This window comes from Arthrobacter sp. R4-81 (assembly GCF_054792365.1).
Genome location: NZ_CP096445.1, coordinates 4,301,734 through 4,322,369, shown reverse-complemented (window position 1 = coordinate 4,322,369; position 20,636 = coordinate 4,301,734). Strand labels below are relative to the sequence as shown.

Here is a 20,636-nt window from a genome sequence, read left to right as displayed (position 1 = left end):
AGGTAGGGGACGGCAGCCGTACAGGCTAGCCCTCGTTGGCGGCCGAGGCTTCGATGCTGCCGAACTTAGGAGTGTGAACAGAGCCGAGGGTGATGTGGACGGCCTGCTGGTCGGTGTAGAAATCGATGGAGCGGTAGCCGCCCTCGTGGCCCAGGCCTGAGGCCTTCACTCCGCCGAAGGGGGTGCGGAGGTCGCGGACGTTGTGGCTGTTCAGCCACACCATTCCGGCCTCGACGTTCTGGGAGAAGTTATGTGCCCGGGTCAGGTTCTGCGTCCAGATGTAAGCAGCTAGGCCGTAACGGGTGTTGTTCGCCAGAGCCAGCGCCTCGTCGTCGTTCTCAAACGGGGTGATGGCTACGACGGGACCGAAGATCTCCTCCTGGAAGATCCGCGCGTCGGGGGAGACATCAGCGAAGACTGTCGGGGCGATGTAGTTGCCTTCGGGCAGGTGCTCCGGCCGTCCGCCGCCGGCCAAAAGCCGACCTTCGGACTTGCCGATCTCCACGTAGGACGCCACTTTGTTGTAATGCTCCGGGTGGACCAGGGCGCCGACCTCGGTTTTGGGGTCGTGAGGATCGCCGACGACGATGTTCTTCGCGCGGGCGGCGTACTTTTCGCAGAACTCGTCGTACACGGGGCGCTCCACCAGGATCCGGGACCCTGCTGTGCAGCGCTCGCCGTTGAGGGAGAAGACGCCGAACAGGGCGGAGTCGATGGCGGCATCCAGATCGGCGTCGGCGAACACCACACAAGGCGACTTTCCGCCGAGCTCCATGGAGAGGCCCTTGAGGTTGGCCGCAGCGTTGCGGAAGATCGTCTGGCCGGTAGTGGTCTCGCCAGTGAACGAAATCAACGGCACGTCCGGGTGCTTCACCAAGGCATCGCCGGCTTCCTCGCCGAGGCCATTGACCAAGTTGAAGACGCCGTCCGGCAGGCCTGCATCCTTGAAGATCTGCGCCCACAGCGATGCCGAGAGCGGAGTGAACTCAGCCGGCTTGAGAACCACCGTATTCCCGGTGGCCAGCGCCGGGGCGAGCTTCCAGGACTCCAACATGAACGGCGTGTTCCACGGCGTAATGAGGCCGGCGACGCCGATCGGCTTGCGGTTCACGTAGTTGATCTGCGAGCCGGGAACCTTCATCGCGTCGTCGAACTGCGCCACGATCAGGTCCGCGAAGAAACGGAAGTTCTCGGCCGCACGGAGGGCCTGGCCCTTCGCCTGGGTGATCGGCAGGCCCGTGTCGAACGTCTCCAGTTCGGCAAGCCGTCCCTCCTGGGCTTCGACGGCGTCGGCGATTTTGTTCAGGACACGGGCGCGCTCGCGGGGCTTCATCTTCGGCCACGGGCCGTTGGTGAACGCTTCGCGGGCCGCAGCGACGGCGAGGTCGATGTCCTCTTTCTGCCCGGCGGCGGCCGTAGCGTAGTTCCGGTTGGACACCGGGTCCAGAACGTCGAAGGTCTTGCCGCCGACGGAATCCACGAACTCGCCGTTGATGTAGTGCTGGATGTGCGCGGGCAGGTCCTGGGGCACGTAATGGGCCTTGGTTTCTTCTGCAGTGAACGTCATTGTTGTTTCCTTACTGCTGATCGGATCTTTGCTTCCGGTGGTGGAGCTGTCAGATGGTTTTGGCCTGGCTCAGGTACGCGTCCAGGGTGGCGGAGCGGTGTAGGCGGGCAGCCTTTTCGATCTCGTCAGCGCTGGCGCCGGACTCGATGAGCTGGAGCAGGGCTTCGTGCTCATCCACGGAGTCGTGGGCGCGGCCGGGCACGAAACGGAAGGTGGAGGACCGGAGGGAAGCCAAGCGGTTCCAGCCGCGGTGGACCAGATCGAGGATGTGCGGGTTGGGGCAGTGCTCGAACAGGACACTGTGGAACTCCTGGTTCAACAGCGTGAAGCGGACGGGATCGAAGTGTTTCAGGCACTCACGCATCTCAGCGTTCACAGCACGGGCGCGCTCAATGTCCGTTCTGCCGATGAGTGGAGCCGACAGGGCAGTGGCTGCACCCTCGACGATGCTCAGGGTCTGCATGGTGTAGAGGTATTCGGTTGGATCGATTCCGGAAACGGTGGCGCCCACGTTCCGCTCGAAAGTCACCAGTCCTTCGGCTTCGAGGCGGCGGATGGCCTCGCGGACAGGGACCACGCTGACACCAAGGTTTTCCGCGATCTTGGCGAGCACCAGGCGATAGCCGGGGGAGTAGGTGCCATCAACAATCCGCGCTTTGACTGCGTCGTAGGCCTGCTGGGACTTGCTGCCTGTGGCGGTGGCCGTATTGCTGCCTGTGATTACAGCCGTGGCGGCGGTGGGGGTTTCAGTCATCAGACCTTGCCTGCTTCCCATGCTTCATATTTACGGCGCCATTCCGCGTTGAGCGGGTACAGGCCATCCACACTGTTCCCCTGCTTGACCATCTCGAAAATGAACGCCTCCTCTTTCTCCTGGGCGATGCAGTCTTCAACAAGATCTTCGGCGAGCGACGGCGGGATCACCAGGATGCCGTCCGAATCGGCCACGATGATGTCACCCGGCTGAACGGTGGTGCCACCGCACGCGATGGTGATGTCCGTGTCCCAGGGGATGTGTTTCCGGCCCAGCACTGCCGGGTGTGGATTGGCGAAGTACGTGGGCATTTCCAGTCCTGCCACAGCCGAGAAGTCCCGCACGCCGCCGTCGGTAATGATGGCAGCCGCACCGCGCATCTGGGCGCGGAGAGCGAGGATGTCGCCGATCGTTCCCGTGCCCTTTTCTCCGCGCGCTTCCATGACCAGGATTTCCCCGTCATTCACCGAATCGATGGCCCTTTTCTGCGCATTGAAACCGCCGCCGTGGGCCTCGAAGAGGTCCTCCCTGTTCGGCACGTAGCGAAGCGTGCGGGCGAGGCCAACCACGCGCCGGTCCGGACGGGTGGCCTGCAGCCCGTCGATGCTGACGTTGTTAAGGCCCCGCTTCCGCAGTTGAGAGGAAAGCGTGGCTGTGGCAACGCTTTCGAGCTTCTTCTTCAGCTCCGGAGTCAGCACGGATTTCAGTTCCGGCAGGCCGGCGGCTGCCCTGGAGCCGTAGGCTTCCTCACGCTGAACGTCATCGGTCCTGGGCAGGGCGCCGAATTCCGCGAACGGCGTCGTTCCCTGCGTAACGGTTGTGGTGAGGCGCCCGCTGCTGTGCCCCGTTTGAGGGGAATCCACTTCAACCTCGACGACGTCGCCCGGCACCGCAACAGAGGCCCCCGCCGGCGTCCCCGTGAGGATGATGTCCCCTGGCTCCAGGGTGAGCAGCTGCGAAAGGTCTGCGACCAGGCGGGCAAACGGGAACAACAGATCCGCTGTGGTGTCCTCCTGGATGAGCTCCCCGTTGTGCCAGGTTCGGATGCGAAGTTGTGTGGGCTTCACTGCCTCGGCGGGAATGAGGCCCGGGCCAACGGGGGTGAAGCCATCTCCGCCTTTGGACCGGACGTTGGAGCCCTTATCCGCATACCGGAGGTCGTACACACCAAGGTCATTGCTCGCAGTCACCCATTCGACGTGGCTCCAGGCGTCCTCAAGGCTGATGCGGCGGGCGGGCTTGCCGATCACCAGCGCGATTTCACCTTCGTAGCCGAGGAGCTCGCAACCGGCAGGCCGCTCGACAGTTCCCGGAGTATCGGGGGAGCCAAGGGCCAGGGAAGACGGCGGCTTGAGGAAGTAGGAAGGCTGGGCCGGGATACGTCCGCGCTCGGCGGCACGGCTGGGGTAGTTCAAATGCACAGCGATGACTTTCCGGGCTGAGCCTATCGTGTCGCCATTGGCCTGCTGCACAGGTTCGCTCCTCATCGAGTATGAAATCGTATACGAAACATAATCTCCCCTTTGGCGCCTGTCGTCAAGAGGGAAAGGATAAATGGCTACGCCATAACGATTCTCATTACGTTTATATTGCTGAAGCTGTTGACTGTTAACAATCACCTCCCTAGAGTCGCGGTATGACAACCCCCAGCTTTCGGCCCGAGTACGTCTCCTTCGACTGCTACGGCACCCTCATCAACTACCAGACTGAGGCGGCGACCCGTCCCCTCCTTGCAGGCCGTGTACCCGAAGAGCAAATAAATCCTTCATGCGCGATTGGCGATAGTTCCGCTACGCCAGGTGTGCCGCGACTACTACCCTTACGAGCAGGTGGTCCATGATGCATGGAACCGCGTCTCAGGAAATGAAATATCGAACCCAATGAGGACGCCGGGGAAGCAGTTCGGCGCCGCTCTGAGGACGTGGGGAGCCCACGATGGCGTCATCGAGCCACTGAAGACCATGGGTGAAAACTACAAGCTCATCATCCGTTCCCCCGCTGGGCGCAGATTTCCACGCTGTATACACGGCAGAGCAGGCGGCTACGATCCCCACAGCCCCGCCTACAACTACACCACCGTCAACTCCCTCGACGAGTCAATAAGCTCCTCGGGCTGTAAAGGAAAACGCATGAGTTCTCAACAGAAGGGCAAAGTCGCCCTCATTACGGGAGGCAACCGCGGGATCGGGCTGGAGATAGCCCGGCAGCTCGCGGGTCACGGCCACCACGTTGTTCTGGGTGCAAGGAACAAGGGCGCCGGGGAAAAGGCGGCAGGGCAACTGGAGGAGCAGGGCTACTCCAGCTCCGCCGTCGAACTTGACGTCACGGACCCCGGTTCGGTCCAGCGGGCTGTTCTGGAGGTGATCGAGGAGTTCGGCCGGATCGACGTACTTGTCAACAATGCAGGGATTGCCATCGACGGGCCGGAGCATGTGCCTTCCGATCCCGGCTTCGAGAAGATCAGGGAAACCTTGGATACCAACCTGATTGGTGCCTGGGCGTGTGCCGGAGCTGTATTGCCGCACATGCGGGCTGCCGGCTATGGCCGGATCGTTAACCTGACCAGCAACATGGCCTCCCTGGGACTGACCGGCGATGCAGAATCTCCCGCCTACCGGATCTCGAAAGCTGCGCTGAACATGTTGACCGTTGTCCTCGCGGCTGAGGTTCGTGGCGAGGGTGTCCTGGTCAACGCAGCGTCGCCCGGCTACACGCGGACCGACATGAGCCCCAAGGCGACGCAAACCGTCGAGCGTGGTGCCGATACTCCCGTCTGGCTGGCCACCTTGCCTGATGGGGGCCCTTCCGGCGGCTTCTTTTTCGAGCGTTCGCCGCTGCCATGGTGAACACCCAACTGGAACAGGCACTGCTCCAGCCGCCAAGCGGGATAGAGACTCCGGCGGTCTTTATTGACCGTGACGTCATTGCCGCAAACATCAAGCGGATGCAGGACTTCGTAGCAAACAGCGGTGTCAGCTTGCCACCGAGGGATCGCCGCGGCCCCTGCGCGTGCTGGTGGAGATCGACGGAGCCCGCCGGGGCGAGGTTCGCCCGCAGGAAGCCGGGGAGCTCGCTGCCGAATGGATTCGGCTGGGCCTGGATGTTGCCGGGATCTTCACCTACCCCGGGCATGCCGGCAAATCCCGGGACGCTCGCCGGGGATGGGCCGCTGACGAGGTGCGTGCAGTTGAAGAGGCCATCGCGTCCTTCGCCGCGCAGGGCATCCCGGCGGGAATCGCCAGCGTGGAAAAGCTGCTCACCGACGTCGGACTCGGCCTCCAGGACGTCGTACGGTGCGTCTGCTACCTCACCGACTGGGCAGACTTCGCCGAGATGGAGAAGATCTTCCGCGAGGTCTTCTCCGTAAACCCTCCGGTCAGGGCCACCGTAGGCGTCGCAAGCCTCGCCCGGGACTGCAAGTTCGAAGCCGAAATCACCGCAACCCGGTAGGCATTAGGCCTCAAATACATCAGCTGGCACCCGTGGTTCCTGCGAGTGCCAGCTGTGGTTAACGAGATGTTTGGACAGCTCGTTGGATGGGGCGGGAAGCATCCTTATTAGCAGCCTGCCGGTGCCTGGCTACGGCATCGGTGTTTCCACACCGGGCGCTGCAGTACCGCTGCCGTCCGGCCTTTGAATTGTCCACGAATGCTTTGAAGCAGGTCGCCCGTGCGCAGCTGCCGATCCGTTCGCCGCCGCTCCAGGCCATGAACAGGGCCAGGCCACCCGCCGTGACAGCCTTGACTCGTGACAGGACGTCATCGCCTTCAGGGAAAAGGTGGAGGTGGGGGCGGGAACCGTCATGGGTGGTCAAGGAGATGGTGCCGGCGACGCTATCAAGGAGGGAATTGATTGCGGTGCATCTTTCATCCACGTTTTGGGCGGCAAAGGCTGGTCTGAGTTCGCCCGCCCACGTGTGCAGACCCTGCTCCGCCTTGGCGTCCAGCATGGGTTCGCGAATGTTGAAGTCCTGCAGCAGCGCTTCCAGGTTCTGCCCTTCCGGGGCGTTGACCAGAGCGGCGGCCAGCTGGGCTCCCACCTGATTTTCGTGACTGTAGGCCATCCCTCTAGTGTAATGGTTGAACGGCACCAACCCATTACAGGATGCTGGATTTATGCATGAACATCACTGGCAAATCCAATCCGAGCACTCCACGTCTTCCGGAACCGTCACCTATTCCCACTGCCGCTGCGGCGCCCACACGATGCAGTTAAGGGAGGCCACCGAAACCCTCCTGGCCGCCGTCGTGAACTACAAAGTCCTGTGATAGCCCACAGCCTGTTGGCATTGCTTCCAATGCTGGGATTAATCGGTGGCGGCTTCGCAATGAAGACGAGGACTTTCCTCACCCCCGAGTTTTGGCCCCAGGCTGAAAAGCTTTGCTACTTCGTACTCCTGCCCGCCCTGTTCATTAACGGGACGGCGACCACCGAACTGGCCGACTTGCCGATTGGCACGATGGCTCCGGTTCTGGCCGGATCGGTCATCGTGACTGCCCTGGCCCTGGCCCTGGTGCAGCGGAGATTCCGCTTTGACGGGCCGGCCTTTACCTCAGTGGTGCAGGGAAGCATCCGCTTCAACAACTATCTCGGGCTCTCCATTGCCGTCATCCTCTATGGTGAACAAGGAGTGGCCCTGGCGGCGATCACCAACGCAATTCTCGTCCCGTTGGTGAACGTTCTCTGCACTATCGTCTTTGCCCGCCACGCGCGCAATCCGCTGTCCGCCACGGGAACCTTCCGCAGCATCTGTACGAATCCGCTGATCCTGGCGTGCGCCGCCGGAATCGTCCTCAACCTCACCGGCGTCGGACTCCCGGTAGGGATTGCAGAACTTGTCCGCGCGCTCGGCAGCGCATCTCTGCCCCTTGGACTTCTCTGCGTCGGTGCAGGACTCCAAGTCAACAACATCGGGCGCAATGTTCTCCCCATCGCCTACGCGTCCGCCATCAAATTCCTGGTACTGCCGGCAATCGCCGTCGCAGGATGCCTGCTGTTGGGGTTGGCCGGGCCGCCGGCGGGCATCGTCGTCCTCTTCCTGGCCCTGCCCACGGCATCCTCGGCGTACGTCATGGCCAAGGCACTCGGGGGAGACTCTTCCTTGATGGCATCAACCATTACGCTGCAAACCATCACAGGGGTGTTTTACCTGCCCGGCCTTCTGTTCCTCATCACATCATTCACCGCGTAGCTGGAGGTCCTGAGTCCATACGCGGTTTTTCGGTAAGTGCGTGCATTCTGCCGGTTCCTCGTCATAGGGTACGCAAATACACATCATCTTGGTTTCCGGGGAAGGGAACGACCCAATGAGCCTGCGAGGATTCACCATCATGCGCGGAGGGGCCCTAATGCACTGGCATGTGGACGACCTCGAGGCCACTGTGGAGCGGTTGCAATCGATGGGCGCCACGGAGTACCAGCCGATCACTGCGCACGGGGAGAAGTGACGTGGAGGCCCTCGAGTTCCGCGACGCCGCAGAATGGGAGTCCTGGCTCGGGGCCAACCGGCATGAACAGATTGAAGCCTGGCTGCTGATCGGTAAGCGCCGTTCGGGGACGGCTCTGATCACCATCGAGGAAGCGCTCGATGTCGCTCTTTGCCACGGATGGATTGATGGCCAGCGCAAGTCCCACGACGCAGTGTCATTCCTCCAGCGCTACTCGCGACGCCGGGCGAGGAGCTCTTGGTCGAGGGTCAACGTGGCTAAGGCCGAGGAACTGATAGCGGCCGGGCGGATGCAACAGTCCGGATTCGCGGAGATCGAGGCTGCTATTGCTGATGGGCGGTGGGAGGCTGCCTATGAGTCTCAACGCACCGCCGTCGTCCCTCCCGGTTTCGCGGAGGCCCTGGCCGCCGATGCGGCAGCGAACGCTGCTTTTGAGAAGCTGGGACGATCCGAGCGGTACGCCGTGATCCTGCCGCTGCTTAAGGCACGCACTCCGGAGTCCCGAGCCAAAATTATGGCCCGCGAGATGGCGAGACTGGCCCGGCGGGACTAGCCTCCGGGTGCACAGCCGGGGCACACGATCGGCAAAGCTGCGAACAGGCGAAGTCTAGGCCCGGGGACGTGCAAACGGTCCGGGGATGCGCAAACGGTCCAGGGACACGCATATTCAGGTGTCCCCGGACCGTATGCGCGTCCTGGCAACTTTTGCTAGGCAGTCTCGCGTCGCGCCACGTTGTAGAAGCGGATGTTTTCGTACTCTTCGAGGCCCTCGGCGCTTCCTTCACGTCCAAGGCCTGACTGCTTGACGCCTCCGAACGGGGCGCCAGCGTTGGACGGTACGCCTTGGTTGATGCCTACGATGCCTGTCTCGAGACGATCGGCGACGTTGAGGGCGCGGTCGAGGTTCTCGGTGAAGACATAGCCTGCGAGGCCGAATTCGGTTGCGTTGGCCCGGCTGACTGCCTCGGCTTCTGAGCTGAACCGCTGGATCGCGGCAATGGGGCCGAAGATCTCGGACCGGGCGACGTCGGAATCTTCAGTGACTCGGTCCAGCACGGTCGGGGCAAAGAAGTTGCCGGGCGAGTCGTAGCCGTGGCCGCCGGTGAGCAGTGTTGCTCCGAGGGCGACGGCGTTGTCGGTGTAGGCCTGCATTTGGGCTACGGCACGGTCATCGATGAGTGCACCGAGCCCGGTCTGCTTTCCGAGGCCGCTTCCGACCGTGATCTGGGCGAAGCGTTCGGTGAGTGCGCCCACGAAGTCATCCGCTATCCCGTCCTGGACGTAGATGCGGTTGGCGCCGATGCAGGACTGCCCGCCGTTGCGGAGCTTTGCTGCGAAGGTTCCGTCCACTGCCCGCTGAAGGTCGGCGTCGTTGAAGACGATAAGCGGTGCGTTGCCGCCGAGTTCCATGGAGCTGCGGAGAACATTCTGGGAGGCAAGCTTCAGGAGCTGGCGGCCCACCGGGGTTGAGCCGGTGAAGGAGACCTTCCGGACGCGCGGGTCAGTCAGGACGGCTTCGCTGAAAGCGCCTGACTTTGAGGTGGTGATGACCTGGATCAGGTCTTCGGGCACTCCTGCTTCAATGGCGAGCTGGACCGCGAAGTAGGTGGTCAGGGGTGTGAGGGTGGCGGGTTTGATGACCACGGGGCAGCCTGCTGCCAGGGCCGGTGCGATCTTCCGGGTTGCCATGGCCAGGGGGAAGTTCCACGGCGTGATCAGCACGGCCAGGCCAACGGGGGAGCGGCGGGTCAGGAGGCTCGCACCGCCGTCGGGGGTTTCCCGGAAGTTTCCTGCGGGGCGGACTGCTTCCTCGGCGTACCAGCGGACGAAGTCGGTACCGTACTTGACCTCGCCGCGGGCCTCCGCGAGCGGCTTGCCCATTTCGCGCGAAATCAGGTGTGCCAGATCTTCAGTGTGTGCAACGAGCTTGTCGTACCAGGCGTGCAGCACGTCGGCGCGCTGGCGAAGGCTGCTCGTTGCCCAGGCAGCTCCTGCCGCGTCGGCCTTCCCCACAGCCTCCAGTGCAGCCTCAACATCATGGTCGGGGACATGGGCTATGGTCTCGGCCGTGGCGGGGTCCTGGACGGCGATCCCGGAGCTCGGAAGGTTGATGGAGCGGATGACGGCGTCTGCCTGCCGGAGGCTGTCGGGGTCTGCCGCAATCAGGGGCGTAGTGACGTCAGATACGAGGCTCATTGGTTCTCTCTTTCGGTAATGGATTGCTCGTTGGATGGCTCTGTGGCTTGTTAGTTGGCGTTGGCAGCAGGTATTGGCACGAGATCAGGAATTGCGTGCTTTCGCGCTGCTTCCAACATGGGGACGGAGTTCTTCAGGTGCCATTCGATCTCGGTGAGGTAGCTGGCTTCATCACGCGTCCGGATAAAGTCCTGTAGACGGCGGTGCTGTTCGAGAACGGTTTCCCTGCGTCCGTGAATGTGTCGGAACTGGCGGATGCACAGCAGGGTTTCGGCCGCCAGGGTTGAGAACATTCTTTCCAGCCGGGGGCTGCCGGTAGCCTGCACGATGGTTTGGTGGAACTTGACGTCCTCGGCGGCCACGTCCTGCCACCTGTCCTCCTCCAAAGCATTGTGCATGCTTTCAAGGACCGTGTTCAGTTTGGCGGCCAGCTCAGCAGTATCTTCCTGGAGGACGAGGCGGCCGGCCTCCAGTTCGATGGCCATGCGCGCCTTGTAGATGTCCTCGATGTCCGCGGGCCCAAGGTCCACAACGGAGGTGCCGTAGTTGCGTGTGCAGAGGAGGAGTCCTTCCTGCACAAGCCGCTGGACGGCTTCGCGGAGCGGTCCCCGGCTGATGTTCAGATGGGCGGCGAGTTGTACTTCATTGATGTTTGAGGAGGGCGCGAATGTCCCGTCGAGGATCCGCTCACGCAGATACTCAGCGATGAGGTCCGCGGTGACTTTTGACTGGAACTCCACTATTTGAGGTGCCACGTGCAGTGCCCGTCCTCTCATGCCTTCGGTCGCCGTCGACGTCTTTTTGATAACAGTAAGGACAAAACTGTAAACAGTCAACAATTTGCAACCCGCCAAGTCACAGTGGATTCAGGTCTCCAGCGGGGCATCCCCCCGCTTTGCGCCGGAATCCCGGCACAGCTGAATCACGCGCTACCGCCACCACGCTTCGATCGGCAGACCACGTGTATCACGGCCCAGCCACCCCTCGGCGGTGATCGTGCCGGTGCGGACGTAGCCTTCTAAAGGCAGCTGCATAGCTGCTGATAGCGTTGGGATTCCCGGAAGAAATGGATCCCGAAGTAAATATGGTGCGGAATAGGGCAATAGTCTCTTCCCTGAAACAGCTTCAAGACCTGAGAGAGGGCGTCCCCAGCCTGCTCCGCCGAACGGCAAGCGCGACCGGTCGGCTTGTCCCGCCCAGAGTGTTTGTGCTTACCTGGGTGCTGCCTCTAGGAGCGGTACTGGCGATCCTGGCACTGTATGTAGCGGGCGAGCAACGCATCTACTTCTACGACCCCCGCGGCTACCAGGAAGTGGCAATAGGCGCTTCCGAAGCCCTTCGCCGTGGGCCGCACGACCTATACACCTGGCTGAGGGTGCAATCGCTCACCGAGTATCCGCCGTACTGGTCATTGCCGCTGGCTGTGTTGCCGCCCGGAGTTCTCAACCTCCGCGTGCCTTACGAGATCGGCATGGGCCTGCTCGGCTTGCTGCCATTGACTGTTTTTACGGCCAAGATCGCCTGCCGAACTCTGGGACTGCGGGTTACGCCCTGGATGGTGTTGGTGGCCGGCCTGAATCCCCTGGCGTTCCTCGTATGTGTGCAGGGTGTGCCCGACCTGATCGGGATGTCTTTGATTCTTGCCGCGATCTGGATACTCATGTCCCGTCCGATGCACCGGTCCACTCTTTTCTGGGCGCTGGTGGTCGGGGCAGGGGCATTGCTGGTGAAAAAGAACTTCCTTTTCGATCTTGCGGCCGTCGTGGCGTGTTATCTCATTGCCTATGCGATCTCTGCCGTCCGATACCGGCGCCCGCCGGAACGATGGCGGATCCTGCTCAAGGAGACGCTGAGCCTGCGGGTGCTGTTTGCTGTGGGCGCAGTAATTGCCGGCACAGCAGTGCTCACCCCGGGGACCCTTTCGTCCATCTTCGCGCGCGACAACTCGCTCTTCTACATCAGCTATCAGACCACCTTGACGGATGCGCTGACCAGTAACCTGTCCTATGCCGGGGGCTTTGTGGCGCTCGTCCTTGCCCTCGCTGCCGTAGTGGCGCTTACGGTGGTCATTGCCCGCAGGACATCGCTTTCGGTCACACGCAACGCTGTGTTTGTGGCCGCATTCCTGGCCGTGTCCGAGGTGCTGTGGGCGCTCGTCCAGAAGCAGGCCGGAATCATCCACCAAGTGCATGTGTGGCCGCTGCTAATGGCGCTTGGCTTCGCAGGGCTAGTGCGGATTGTGCCCCGAATACGACTGGCTGTCCGGAAGGGGGTCGCGCTGGCCATCGCGGTGGCGCTCTTCGCGTTTATGTATGCACCGGCCCCGGCTCTGACGGGGCTGCGCCATACGGCGGCGCAGCTGCCGGCAGGTTTGTACCCGAACGCCACTGCGCCATTCGTTCAGACGAATCTCGACAACCTCATCGAGGTGGCCCATACCGTCCGGGCCCTGTCTGAAACGGATGGGCCGGTCCTCGTGCCGATCGCATCCACTGCATTCAATTCAAGCCTGCTGTTCCAGACGTACGTTCAACAGGCCGGATTTCCGATCCCCGACATCTACCAGCTCCCTCAGGTGGACCTGCGGGATGCGCAGCCATGGTCCGGGCTTATTGGCGATGAAGGACGTACCGTGCTCGTCTCCAAGCAATGGCTTCCCGACCTGCCTGAGGGACACCGAAACCTGCAAGCAGTGAACGAGTTCCTGGACTCGCCTGCGGCTCAGCAGTGGATCAAATCGTCGCAACCCCTCGACGCCGGAGTTCCCGGGCAATTGGCAGACCTCCACGTCGTCCACCTTGTAATCCCGGAATCCGATGCCCTCGCCTTCGCCGCGGCAATCAGGCCCTACCTGCCGGCAAATGAGGTCCAGGGGCTGCCCGGTGCGGTTGCACTACTCACTGACCAGGACCGCCGGACCGAAGGGCCAAGTGCGAAGACACTGGCGGCATGGTCCACCCGGGCGGGAACGCAGCCCGCTCCGACACGATTGCTGATTGACGCCACCGCGGCGCACTCGATCAGTCTCGGCACGGAAAGTGCGGGCTGCGATGGCCTGAAGTACGAGTGGACTGCCCTCGGGCCAGACACTGCGGGCTCTCCGGTCGCGGCATCGGACGTTGGCGAAGGCATGTTGCAGCCGGGTGCTGTGGAGACCCTCCCAATCCCGGCTCCTGAAGCTGGCGGTGCGCCTTGGAGCCATGTGCTGACGCTTGGCACCCAAGGCAACACTCCGGCGGACTGCCAAGTGACCGTCCGCGTGCAAAACTGACGCGGATATGCGCCTAAGGAACTTGCCCCTAAGAGATTGCCCTAAAACAGCAGCGTTGTCAGAGGGGGCGGATGTTCTCTGCCTGGGGGCCCTTCGGCCCCTGGGTTACGTCGAATTCGACTTTCTGGTTCTCCTCAAGTGACCGGTAGCCGCTGCTGGCAATAGCTGAGTAGTGGGCGAATACGTCCGGGGACCCGTCGTCGGGGGCAATGAAGCCAAAACCCTTTTCGGAGTTGAACCACTTAACTGTTCCTGTAGCCATGACTGTTTCCTTAACTTCACATCTGTCTCTGCCGACACCAGCGGGGCAACGGCTGCGGATACCCTGCCCTTCCCTAAACATACCGGGAAGGGCAGGGAGTACAAGGTCAGGGGCGTGTGGTTTGCCCTGTTTTTTGAGAAGGGCATCACATGCGGAGCCCCAGGCTGTAGAAGCCGCGGCGCAGTTCTTTCGCGGAAAGAGGGATCCGAGCTGACATACTTTTTGATGACTGAAACCGGGGGACCGTTTTGAAGATTGGTCCGAGGCGGCGCTCCTACCCCACATATCAGTTCAGGGATCCGAACGGCACGTTGTTCGCCCAAGAGTCCGAGCAACCGTGCTGGGACCTTAGGCCCAGGCAGCGAGGGCCTTCTGAACCGATGGCTATTCGGGTGCGGAAACTTCTGAGGGGACAGCGGCAGTGGCCACTTTGTCCTGGGGGCAGAGCTGGTTCACGAGCGATGTGAGTCGGGCGGGCCGGAACGGTTTGATCAGGTATCCCGCGGCGCCTGTTGCCATTCCTGCGGACTGATCACTCATTTCTTGGCCGCGACGTCGAGTCCGTTGATATCGGGCACGTCCCTCTTGAAGCCATGGACCCTCCCCCTGCAGTGTGTTAGGTGTTTACCAGCCAGGTGCAGATCATTCGTTAGGCGAGGGTGCTGAACTTCTCGGCCGGGGACTTGCTGCCCTGCACGATGATTTGATCGTCGTCGTAAAGAACCGTCTGGGCTGTTGTGTGCCCCCAGGTTCCGCCTGGCCGTTTCACCGCAACAATGGTGATGCCGTATTGGTCCCTGAGGCCAAGAACTCCAAGTGGCCTGTTGCGTGCCACGGAGGGCGGGCTTGTGCGGATCATAACGAAGTCATCCTCGAACTCGACGTAATCGAGTATGGAGCCGCGGACCAGGTGGGCCACCCGCTTGCCCATGTCATGCTCGGGCCGGATGACGTGCTCCACGCCCAGCTGGCCCAGGATTTCGGCATGGGGTTCGCTGATGGCCTTGGCCCAGATCTGGGGGCCCTTGAAGGTGAGCAGGCGTGATGTGGTCAGGATGCTGGCCTCGATGTCCGTGCCGATGCCCACTACGGCACGGTCAAACTCGTGCACGGAGAGTTGGCGGAGCACTTCTTCTTTGGTGGAGTCGGCCCGGACCACATGGGTTAGCCGTCCGTTGAAGGATTGGACGATTTCCTCGTTGGCATCGATGCCCAGGACCTCGGTTCCCTGTGCTTCGAGTTCAAGCGCCAGCGCGCCGCCGAAACGGCCCAGCCCAATAACGACTACTGAATCCGCCTGAGCCAGCCGCTCGGGGGGACGGGTGAAGATGTTCTTAGCCAATGAGGGGCCTTTCCTTCGGGTATTCGTAGAGTACCGGCCGCTCTCGAACGGCCAGCGCTACTCCGAGAGTTACGGGTCCGAGGCGTCCGACAAACATAAGCAGGATTAGTACGATCTGGGCCACGGGAGGCATCGATGCAGTGATGCCGGTGGACAGCCCCACCGTGCCGAAGGCAGAGACAACCTCAAACAGGATCCGCTCCATGCCGAAATCAGTGATGAGCATGAGGAGCATTGTGGAGCCAACCACCAGCGCGATAGCCAGCAGAACCACGGAGATTGCCTGCCGATGAACCGCCCGCGAAAGCCGTTTTCCAAAGATGTTGACCGCAGTGTTGCCGCGCAGCTCGGTGGTGAGGATAAAGAACAGGACGGCGAAGGTGGTGATCTTCAGGCCGCCCGCAGTACCCGCAGGGCCGCCGCCGATGAACATCAGGATGTCCATACCCATCCACGACACAGGATGCATCTGGGCGATATCGACGCTGTTGAACCCCGCCGTGCGTGTGATGACGGACTGGAAGAAACCGGCAAGGACCCTTTCCCCGGGCTGCATGGGACCCAGCGTTGCGGGATTGTCCCATTCGACGGCGGTCAGGAAGGCTGTACCTGCAACCAGGAGGACCGCTGTTCCGGACAGGACGAGCTTTGTGTTCATGCTCCAGTGAATGGGCCTGTGGTACTGGCGGCGCAGCTCAAAAAGTACGGGGAATCCGAGGCCTCCGATGATGACGGCCGCAGCGATCGGCAGACAGATCCAGGGGTCGGTGGCGAAGCTGATCAGATTGTCCGAATAGAGGGCGAACCCGGCGTTGTTGAACGAGGATATGGAATGAAAAGCGCCATGCCACAGTGCCTCGCCCGCCGAGTAGCCATATCCGTTCATGAACCGAAGCATCAGGATGAGGGTCAGGGCCGCCTCAGTGATGAGGCTGATGGCAAGGACCCCGAGGATAACGCGGCGCACGTCACCGGGGTCTCCGGACTTGGTTTCGGTTGCAGCAAGCAGCCTGGACCGCAGTCCCAGCCTGCGGGCCATGAGCACCCCCAGCAGGGCACCGAACGACATCACGCCGAACCCGCCGAGCTGAATCAGCACGAGAATGACCGTCTGCCCGAAGACCGACCAAAAAACCGGCGTGTCCACCGTGATGAGGCCTGTTACGCAAACGGAGGAAGTGGAGGTGAACAGGGCTTCCAGAAAGGTGGCCCCGCCGGGTCCTTCCTTGGCTGCGGGAAGCATCAGTAAACCTGTGCCGACCGCAATCGCGCCGGCAAATCCCAGCACCACCACCTGGGTCGGATGCCTGGGTGCAAACACCCTTGAGAAGTCCCTGAAACGGCTTCTGGCCCTCAAAGCTGCACGGAAGGACCCTCCGCCTAGAGCGCCAAGGCTTCGCTTTGTGGCGGAAAGAAGGCGCATAGCGGACACGCTACCACCCGCTGAACGCAACTTCGCATCGCAGCAGAGTCCTGCTCCGCCGAGGGAAAGAACGATGCTGAGGCAACACACTTTGTTACCCCATACTGCGATGAATTGAGCAATGTTGCGTCGCGAGTCCATGGGTGTCGCACGGCATTGAGAAGCAGCAAACCGAATGATTGATTGGGGGCATATTGCCACCGATCCCGATTGGACAGGTTCCATGATGACACGCTTGGCCCACAGGATCTGGAGTCAGTGCGGGGAAGAGCTCGATCTCTTCCTCGACCAAGTCCACGCGCTTTCCAGGCAGGAGATCGGGACCGGTGGCCTGGACTGTGCCGCAACAGCGATGTGGCGACGGCGGTCCCTCACCAGCCCTGATGTATCCGTTGACGTAGTCGGATTCGTCGCTCGCACGTCCGGCAATGGAACGAGCGGGTTGGGCGTTTCCGTTGCCCTGCGCTTCCACCGCGATGGCAGCATCTCGCAGCATCACTGGGAGGAAGCCCACGCCTGGGCCGAGGCCGTTGCAGGCGGCTCATGGATGGCAGCCGAGTTCGTCGAGTCCGTGGAAACACCGGAAGGCGTGGTGTTCCACTATTCCTTGATCGAGGACCAGATTCCCTATTATTCGTGGACGCCCCCTGAGTCTCACTGAGGCACACTGACTTCCCCTGAATCGCCCTGAGCGAGGGCAGAGGACGGGAAGACGGCAGCAATAAGGCAGATCCGGCGGATGGTTACCACCGGATCTGCCTTATTGCTGTCTGGAAATGCTTCGACGCGCGAACGCGTTCAGGTCATTCCTTGCCGAGTCCTGCAGACGAAGTCTTTTCTCCTGTGACGCCGTTCAGGGTGGTGAGGTCAAAGATTCCGTTGATGTCGGCCTGCTTCGTGGTGCCTGCTTCCACACCGTCCTGGAGCAGCTTCTTGTAAGTCCCGGCCAGGGGGTCCACTGTGAAGTCGATGTTCTGCAGGGAGCGGTCAATAACATTCTGGGGCAGCGCCTTCCCCGCCACCTTTTCCAGCGCTGCATTCAACTTGGCAGCTTTTTCGGGGACGGGGGTGTCGTTGAGCCACTTCACCGACTGCACATGGCCCTTGAGGAGGGCCTCGACCGTTTCAGGATGCTCGGCAGCAAATTTCTTGTTCACGATCAGGATCGTTGTGGGAAATTCGCCTGGCTTAGCGGACAGTGAGCCGTCCCAAAGGTCCTTTTCATCAACCAAAACTTTTGCCCCGGCGTCGAGCACCAATCGTGACGCCCAGGGTTCCGGCAACCACGCGCCGTCGAGCTTTCCGTCGAGGAAGAGCTTCAGCGTCTGGGCATTTTCGGTGGGGTTGATGGCCACGTCGCCGCCGCCGTCGGGATTGGTCTTGAAGCCCTGTTGGGCAAGCCACGAGCGCAACGCAACATCCTGCGTCCCACCCAGTTGCGGTGACGCGAGCGTCTTGCCCTTCAGATCGGCAGGCGACTTGATATCCGGCTTGACCACCAACTGCGCACCACCGGAAGCGGCACCTGCAATGATGCTGATCGATTCTCCATCGCTCTTCACGAAGGAGTTGATGGCGGGATTGGGGCCGATGTACGTCGCATCGATGGCGCCGGCATTGAGCGCCTCCACGGCAGCAGGGCCGGCATTGAATACCTGGGTGCTGAGCTTGGTGGAGCCAAGGTTCTCCTGGATGAAGCCCTGGTTGACCCCCAAAAGCGCCGGAGCGTGGGTGATGTTGCCAAAGTAGCCGAGCCTTAGCTCGTCAGCGTGACCTGAACCCACTGAGCTCGCGGCCGGCTGGGGGGTGCCGGCCGCCGTCGTGGCGACGGCGGCTCCGGCACCGGCCAGGGCAAGCAATCCGACAGTGACAGCGACTTTGAACCGAAGCGAACGCTTGGGGGTGCGAGGCTCGTCAGCGGAGATCCGAGTGGATCCTGGGTCATTCTCAGGGGTAGACATGGTGTTCCTTCGATCATGCGGCTGGATGTTGGAACGAGATTACGTAGGGCCGCAGGCCGCTGACAAAGGTGCAGGTCTTGGACGTTCACCCGAAGTCTTGGACGTTCACCCGGAGTCGTGGACGTTCACTGCAGGTCTCGAAGGTTCATCAAAGGACTCATTCCCGTTAAAAACTGTTGGCTGTCTCTTTCACCATTTCCAGCACTGCAGGGAGCAGGCGATCGTTCCGGCCCCAGATGGGGTCGAGCAACTCGACGTACCAGGATTCAGCCAGCAGAAGTGCCAGGGCGTCGTTGCTTTCCTCCGCCCAGTCCCGGATTTGTCCGGCCTCGATCGGGCTTTCACTGGTGCCCAGGACGGTGACCACCTCGCCGTCGATGACGGTGACGGGTATAGCGGAGCGGCTCATCTCGCCGGGGGAATGGACGACGGCGATGAGTTCCGTATGCGTCGAAAGCTGAAGCAAGCGCCGCGCAGCTTCCGGAGAACAGAAGCCTGTTACGTACTGACGTTGCGCCTGACCGGTATCCAGCAGGAGGCCCGGCTGGGATTCCTTGGTGAAGAATCCGCTGCGGTTGAGCTCCGCCAACCCGGCAGCTATGGACCGGGTTTCCTCATCCATCTGCGGAGAAAACGTTCCGGCCTGGTAGCGGCTGTTGCCTTCAAGCCATCGGGCGGTGAGCTCCCCGGCGGCGGCGAGAGTTGTGGCTTGGCGCCATACTTCGCGGTCCCGCAGGAGCCTTCCGTGACTGTCCAGTTCAGTGGTGAATCGGGAATCATTCATTATTCGACCCTAGAGCGAATGGGCTTTAAGTTGCACTTGGCTTGACGAACCGCGTTATCCTGCTCCATTTAGTGCAGCATTTGGCCACATGCCGACACGCCGTTTCGGCGTCCTCGCTAAGGATTTTGCAGCTGGGCATTCTCGGACGCGTGTACAGCTACCCATTGGACCAGCGGAATCAACAGGCGGCTGAGTTCGGTGCCGCTGTCGGTCAGGCTGTACTCCACGAAGGGCGGGACAACAGGCCGGGCGTCGCGGCGGATCACACCGTCGGCTTCGAGGGTGCGGAGGGTCTGTGCCAGCATTTTTTCGCTGATTCCGCCCACCATCCGCGACAGCTCACTCCACCGGAGGGTCCCTTCTGACAGTGCCAGAATGACCAGGGTTCCCCACTTGTTGGTGACGTGGGTAAGCAGAGTCCTCGACGGGCACTGCTCCGCAAACACATTGTCCGCAAAGCCTTCAATAACACTTTCGGTGCCTGGGGCGGCCAGGATGTTCCGTAACTGGTTGAGGGGCATAAAAGGAGCTTACCAAAAAGTGCGTACAGGCGTTTTGGAATGTACCGGAAATGCCCGAGGTTGTTAGGTGTGATCGAGCGGTTGGATCGCTTGAAAGAGACCCCTATCTAAAGGAAGACGTACCCATGGCAATCGTTATCACCGGCGCTACCGGACAACTCGGAAAACTCGTTATCGACAGCCTGCTGGACCTGGGCATAGCTCCGGAGGAGCTTGTAGCCGCCGGCCGGGACCAGGAAAAACTGGCCGCCTACTACGAAGCGAAGGGCGTCAGAACAGCCCGGATCGATTTCAATGAGCCGGAATCTTTGGGTGCAGCTTTGCAGACTGGCGACAGGGTTCTCCTGGTCTCCAGTAGCGAGGTGGGAAAGCGAGTAGAGCAGCACATCAACGTTATCAATGCCGCCCGGAAGGCCGGCGTCGACCAGCTCGTCTACACGAGCGCACCGAAGGCCGACACAACAACGCTCATCCTGGCGCCCGAGCACAAGGCCACGGAAGAAGCGCTCATTGCGTCTGGTCTTCCCTACACGATCCTTCGCAACGGCTGGTACTCCGAGAACTATGCAGCTGCCTTGGAGCAGGCCCGCCATACCGGAAAGGTTGTGGCGAGTGCCGGCGACGGGAAAGTGGCCAGTGCGGCCCGCTCGGATTTCGCTGCCGCCGCGGCTGCCGTCCTCACGACCGACGGGCACCACAACGCTGTTTACGAGTTGACGGGTGATGTCGCCTGGGATTTCGAAGAGCTTGCCGAAGCCATCGGCACCGTCCTGGGCCGTGAGGTGACTTACGAGGCTGTGGATCCCGCCCAGCACCTGGCAATCCTCACGGCTGCAGGGCTGGACGAACAGACGGCCGGCTTCCTCGTGGCACTCGACGGAAACATCCGCGACGGCGAGCTGGCATCCGTCACAGGCGACTTGTCCCGGCTGACGGGACGTCCGACCGTTCCGCTGACGGAGGCACTCGGCCGCCTGGCCTGATCCCTCGGCTCGGGGTCCTCCCTGTGCCCCAGGCAGAGCAAAGCCCGAGCTGGCATGACGCGCATACGGTCCGAGGACACGTAAATATGGGTGACCCTGGACCGTTTGCGCGTCCCAGACCGTTT

The 20,636-nt window shown here is 61.7% G+C and carries 22 protein-coding genes and 1 pseudogene; 10 read left to right on the top strand and 13 right to left on the bottom strand.

The features are described 5' to 3' along the window. Positions 1-25 precede the first annotated feature (25 nt). Genes hpaE through M1E05_RS19960 form a run of 3 tightly spaced genes read right to left on the bottom strand, consistent with a single transcriptional unit; the run spans position 26 to position 3,793 of the window. Positions 26-1,567, bottom strand: coding sequence for a 5-carboxymethyl-2-hydroxymuconate semialdehyde dehydrogenase (hpaE, locus tag M1E05_RS19970; protein ID WP_461164001.1), 1,542 nt, complete (start codon positions 1,565-1,567; stop codon positions 26-28). A gap of 49 nt (positions 1,568-1,616) precedes the next feature. Then, a complete protein-coding gene (locus M1E05_RS19965) occupies positions 1,617-2,321 on the bottom strand; it encodes a GntR family transcriptional regulator (protein ID WP_461164000.1) in 705 nt (234 codons plus the stop codon). Further along, positions 2,321-3,793 (bottom strand): fumarylacetoacetate hydrolase family protein, encoded by a 1,473-nt coding sequence (locus M1E05_RS19960; protein WP_461163999.1) that lies wholly within the window; start codon positions 3,791-3,793, stop codon positions 2,321-2,323. Before M1E05_RS19960 ends, M1E05_RS19965 begins: the two co-directional genes overlap by 1 nt. A gap of 657 nt (positions 3,794-4,450) precedes the next feature. Between M1E05_RS19960 and M1E05_RS19955 the strand changes: the two genes are divergently transcribed. The 3 genes and pseudogenes from M1E05_RS19955 (at position 4,451) to M1E05_RS19945 (ending at position 5,771) form a co-directional block, all read left to right on the top strand. Further along, positions 4,451-5,167 (top strand): SDR family oxidoreductase, encoded by a 717-nt coding sequence (locus tag M1E05_RS19955; protein ID WP_461163998.1) that lies wholly within the window; start codon positions 4,451-4,453, stop codon positions 5,165-5,167. Positions 5,168-5,315: 148 nt separating this feature from the next. Further along, positions 5,316-5,507, top strand: a pseudogene (locus M1E05_RS19950) (alanine racemase); the annotation flags it as partial. Next, positions 5,499-5,771 (top strand): RidA family protein, encoded by a 273-nt coding sequence (locus M1E05_RS19945; RefSeq protein ID WP_461165299.1) that lies wholly within the window; start codon positions 5,499-5,501, stop codon positions 5,769-5,771. The pseudogene M1E05_RS19950 and the gene M1E05_RS19945, both read left to right, overlap by 9 nt. A gap of 58 nt (positions 5,772-5,829) precedes the next feature. On the opposite strand, the gene M1E05_RS19940 is transcribed toward M1E05_RS19945, so the two are convergent. Continuing rightward, positions 5,830-6,384 carry a CGNR zinc finger domain-containing protein gene (locus M1E05_RS19940; protein ID WP_461163997.1) on the bottom strand — a complete coding sequence of 185 codons (555 nt, stop codon included), beginning with the start codon at positions 6,382-6,384 and terminating at the stop codon, positions 5,830-5,832. A gap of 52 nt (positions 6,385-6,436) precedes the next feature. Here M1E05_RS19940 and M1E05_RS19935 point away from each other — a divergent pair, with 52 nt between their 5' ends. The 4 genes from M1E05_RS19935 (at position 6,437) to M1E05_RS19920 (ending at position 8,321) form a co-directional block, all read left to right on the top strand. After that, complete coding sequence (locus M1E05_RS19935) at positions 6,437-6,589, top strand: hypothetical protein (protein WP_458112873.1); 153 nt, start codon at positions 6,437-6,439, stop codon at positions 6,587-6,589. Positions 6,590-6,648: 59 nt separating this feature from the next. Continuing rightward, positions 6,649-7,512, top strand: coding sequence for an AEC family transporter (locus M1E05_RS19930; RefSeq protein WP_461163996.1), 864 nt, complete (start codon positions 6,649-6,651; stop codon positions 7,510-7,512). Between the two features lie 115 nt (positions 7,513-7,627). After that, a complete protein-coding gene (locus tag M1E05_RS19925; protein WP_458112875.1) occupies positions 7,628-7,768 on the top strand; it encodes a VOC family protein in 141 nt (46 codons plus the stop codon). Position 7,769: 1 nt separating this feature from the next. Continuing rightward, positions 7,770-8,321 (top strand): YdeI/OmpD-associated family protein, encoded by a 552-nt coding sequence (locus tag M1E05_RS19920; protein WP_461163995.1) that lies wholly within the window; start codon positions 7,770-7,772, stop codon positions 8,319-8,321. A 155-nt stretch (positions 8,322-8,476) separates the two neighbouring features. Here the strand turns inward: M1E05_RS19920 and M1E05_RS19915 are convergent, their stop codons facing one another. Further along, on the bottom strand, positions 8,477-9,964 hold the full coding sequence (locus tag M1E05_RS19915; protein WP_461163994.1) for an NAD-dependent succinate-semialdehyde dehydrogenase: 1,488 nt from the start codon (positions 9,962-9,964) through the stop codon (positions 8,477-8,479). 50 nt (positions 9,965-10,014) lie between these two features. Further along, positions 10,015-10,719 carry a GntR family transcriptional regulator gene (locus M1E05_RS19910; RefSeq protein ID WP_461163993.1) on the bottom strand — a complete coding sequence of 235 codons (705 nt, stop codon included), beginning with the start codon at positions 10,717-10,719 and terminating at the stop codon, positions 10,015-10,017. 446 nt (positions 10,720-11,165) lie between these two features. On the opposite strand from M1E05_RS19910, the gene M1E05_RS19905 reads away from it, so the two are divergent. After that, the gene (locus tag M1E05_RS19905) at positions 11,166-13,235 is read left to right on the top strand and encodes a hypothetical protein (RefSeq protein WP_461163992.1); all 2,070 of its coding nucleotides are present in this window, start codon (positions 11,166-11,168) and stop codon (positions 13,233-13,235) included. A gap of 58 nt (positions 13,236-13,293) precedes the next feature. Here the strand turns inward: M1E05_RS19905 and M1E05_RS19900 are convergent, their stop codons facing one another. The 4 genes from M1E05_RS19900 to M1E05_RS19885 all read right to left on the bottom strand — a co-directional run bounded on the left by M1E05_RS19900 (position 13,294) and on the right by M1E05_RS19885 (position 16,262). Further along, on the bottom strand, positions 13,294-13,497 hold the full coding sequence (locus M1E05_RS19900) for a cold-shock protein (protein ID WP_247043898.1): 204 nt from the start codon (positions 13,495-13,497) through the stop codon (positions 13,294-13,296). A gap of 384 nt (positions 13,498-13,881) precedes the next feature. After that, the gene (locus M1E05_RS19895) at positions 13,882-14,037 is read right to left on the bottom strand and encodes a hypothetical protein (protein ID WP_461163991.1); all 156 of its coding nucleotides are present in this window, start codon (positions 14,035-14,037) and stop codon (positions 13,882-13,884) included. Between the two features lie 109 nt (positions 14,038-14,146). Further along, positions 14,147-14,839 (bottom strand): potassium channel family protein, encoded by a 693-nt coding sequence (locus tag M1E05_RS19890; RefSeq protein ID WP_461163990.1) that lies wholly within the window; start codon positions 14,837-14,839, stop codon positions 14,147-14,149. Beyond that, positions 14,832-16,262: a TrkH family potassium uptake protein gene (locus tag M1E05_RS19885; RefSeq protein ID WP_461163989.1), complete on the bottom strand. Its 1,431-nt coding sequence runs from the start codon at positions 16,260-16,262 to the stop codon at positions 14,832-14,834. The genes M1E05_RS19890 and M1E05_RS19885 overlap by 8 nt, the downstream gene beginning before the upstream one ends. Positions 16,263-16,437: 175 nt before the next feature. On the opposite strand from M1E05_RS19885, the gene M1E05_RS19880 reads away from it, so the two are divergent. After that, positions 16,438-16,923 (top strand): hypothetical protein, encoded by a 486-nt coding sequence (locus M1E05_RS19880; RefSeq protein ID WP_461163988.1) that lies wholly within the window; start codon positions 16,438-16,440, stop codon positions 16,921-16,923. A 142-nt stretch (positions 16,924-17,065) separates the two neighbouring features. On the opposite strand, the gene M1E05_RS19875 is transcribed toward M1E05_RS19880, so the two are convergent. The 3 genes from M1E05_RS19875 to M1E05_RS19865 form a co-directional block, all read right to left on the bottom strand. Continuing rightward, positions 17,066-18,223: an ABC transporter substrate-binding protein gene (locus tag M1E05_RS19875; protein ID WP_461163987.1), complete on the bottom strand. Its 1,158-nt coding sequence runs from the start codon at positions 18,221-18,223 to the stop codon at positions 17,066-17,068. Between the two features lie 166 nt (positions 18,224-18,389). Continuing rightward, positions 18,390-19,007 (bottom strand): DUF6919 domain-containing protein, encoded by a 618-nt coding sequence (locus tag M1E05_RS19870; RefSeq protein ID WP_461163986.1) that lies wholly within the window; start codon positions 19,005-19,007, stop codon positions 18,390-18,392. 116 nt (positions 19,008-19,123) lie between these two features. Beyond that, positions 19,124-19,528: a winged helix-turn-helix transcriptional regulator gene (locus tag M1E05_RS19865; protein ID WP_458112886.1), complete on the bottom strand. Its 405-nt coding sequence runs from the start codon at positions 19,526-19,528 to the stop codon at positions 19,124-19,126. Between the two features lie 125 nt (positions 19,529-19,653). Here M1E05_RS19865 and M1E05_RS19860 point away from each other — a divergent pair, with 125 nt between their 5' ends. Then, a complete protein-coding gene (locus M1E05_RS19860; protein WP_458112887.1) occupies positions 19,654-20,511 on the top strand; it encodes an SDR family oxidoreductase in 858 nt (285 codons plus the stop codon). The last annotated feature ends 125 nt before the right edge of the window (positions 20,512-20,636 follow it).

Coding starts and splice junctions, on each gene's coding strand:
- hpaE (WP_461164001.1), bottom strand. CDS start 1,567: ATGACGTTCACTGCAGAAGAAACCAAGGCCCATTACGTGCCCCAGGAC.
- M1E05_RS19965 (WP_461164000.1), bottom strand. CDS start 2,321: ATGACTGAAACCCCCACCGCCGCCACGGCTGTAATCACAGGCAGCAAT.
- M1E05_RS19955 (WP_461163998.1), top strand. CDS start 4,451: ATGAGTTCTCAACAGAAGGGCAAAGTCGCCCTCATTACGGGAGGCAAC.
- M1E05_RS19940 (WP_461163997.1), bottom strand. CDS start 6,384: ATGGCCTACAGTCACGAAAATCAGGTGGGAGCCCAGCTGGCCGCCGCT.
- M1E05_RS19935 (WP_458112873.1), top strand. CDS start 6,437: ATGCATGAACATCACTGGCAAATCCAATCCGAGCACTCCACGTCTTCC.
- M1E05_RS19930 (WP_461163996.1), top strand. CDS start 6,649: ATGAAGACGAGGACTTTCCTCACCCCCGAGTTTTGGCCCCAGGCTGAA.
- M1E05_RS19925 (WP_458112875.1), top strand. CDS start 7,628: ATGAGCCTGCGAGGATTCACCATCATGCGCGGAGGGGCCCTAATGCAC.
- M1E05_RS19915 (WP_461163994.1), bottom strand. CDS start 9,964: ATGAGCCTCGTATCTGACGTCACTACGCCCCTGATTGCGGCAGACCCC.
- M1E05_RS19900 (WP_247043898.1), bottom strand. CDS start 13,497: ATGGCTACAGGAACAGTTAAGTGGTTCAACTCCGAAAAGGGTTTTGGC.
- M1E05_RS19895 (WP_461163991.1), bottom strand. CDS start 14,037: ATGAGTGATCAGTCCGCAGGAATGGCAACAGGCGCCGCGGGATACCTG.
- M1E05_RS19885 (WP_461163989.1), bottom strand. CDS start 16,262: ATGCGCCTTCTTTCCGCCACAAAGCGAAGCCTTGGCGCTCTAGGCGGA.
- M1E05_RS19880 (WP_461163988.1), top strand. CDS start 16,438: ATGATTGATTGGGGGCATATTGCCACCGATCCCGATTGGACAGGTTCC.
- M1E05_RS19875 (WP_461163987.1), bottom strand. CDS start 18,223: ATGTCTACCCCTGAGAATGACCCAGGATCCACTCGGATCTCCGCTGAC.
- M1E05_RS19870 (WP_461163986.1), bottom strand. CDS start 19,007: ATGAATGATTCCCGATTCACCACTGAACTGGACAGTCACGGAAGGCTC.
- M1E05_RS19865 (WP_458112886.1), bottom strand. CDS start 19,528: ATGCCCCTCAACCAGTTACGGAACATCCTGGCCGCCCCAGGCACCGAA.
- M1E05_RS19860 (WP_458112887.1), top strand. CDS start 19,654: ATGGCAATCGTTATCACCGGCGCTACCGGACAACTCGGAAAACTCGTT.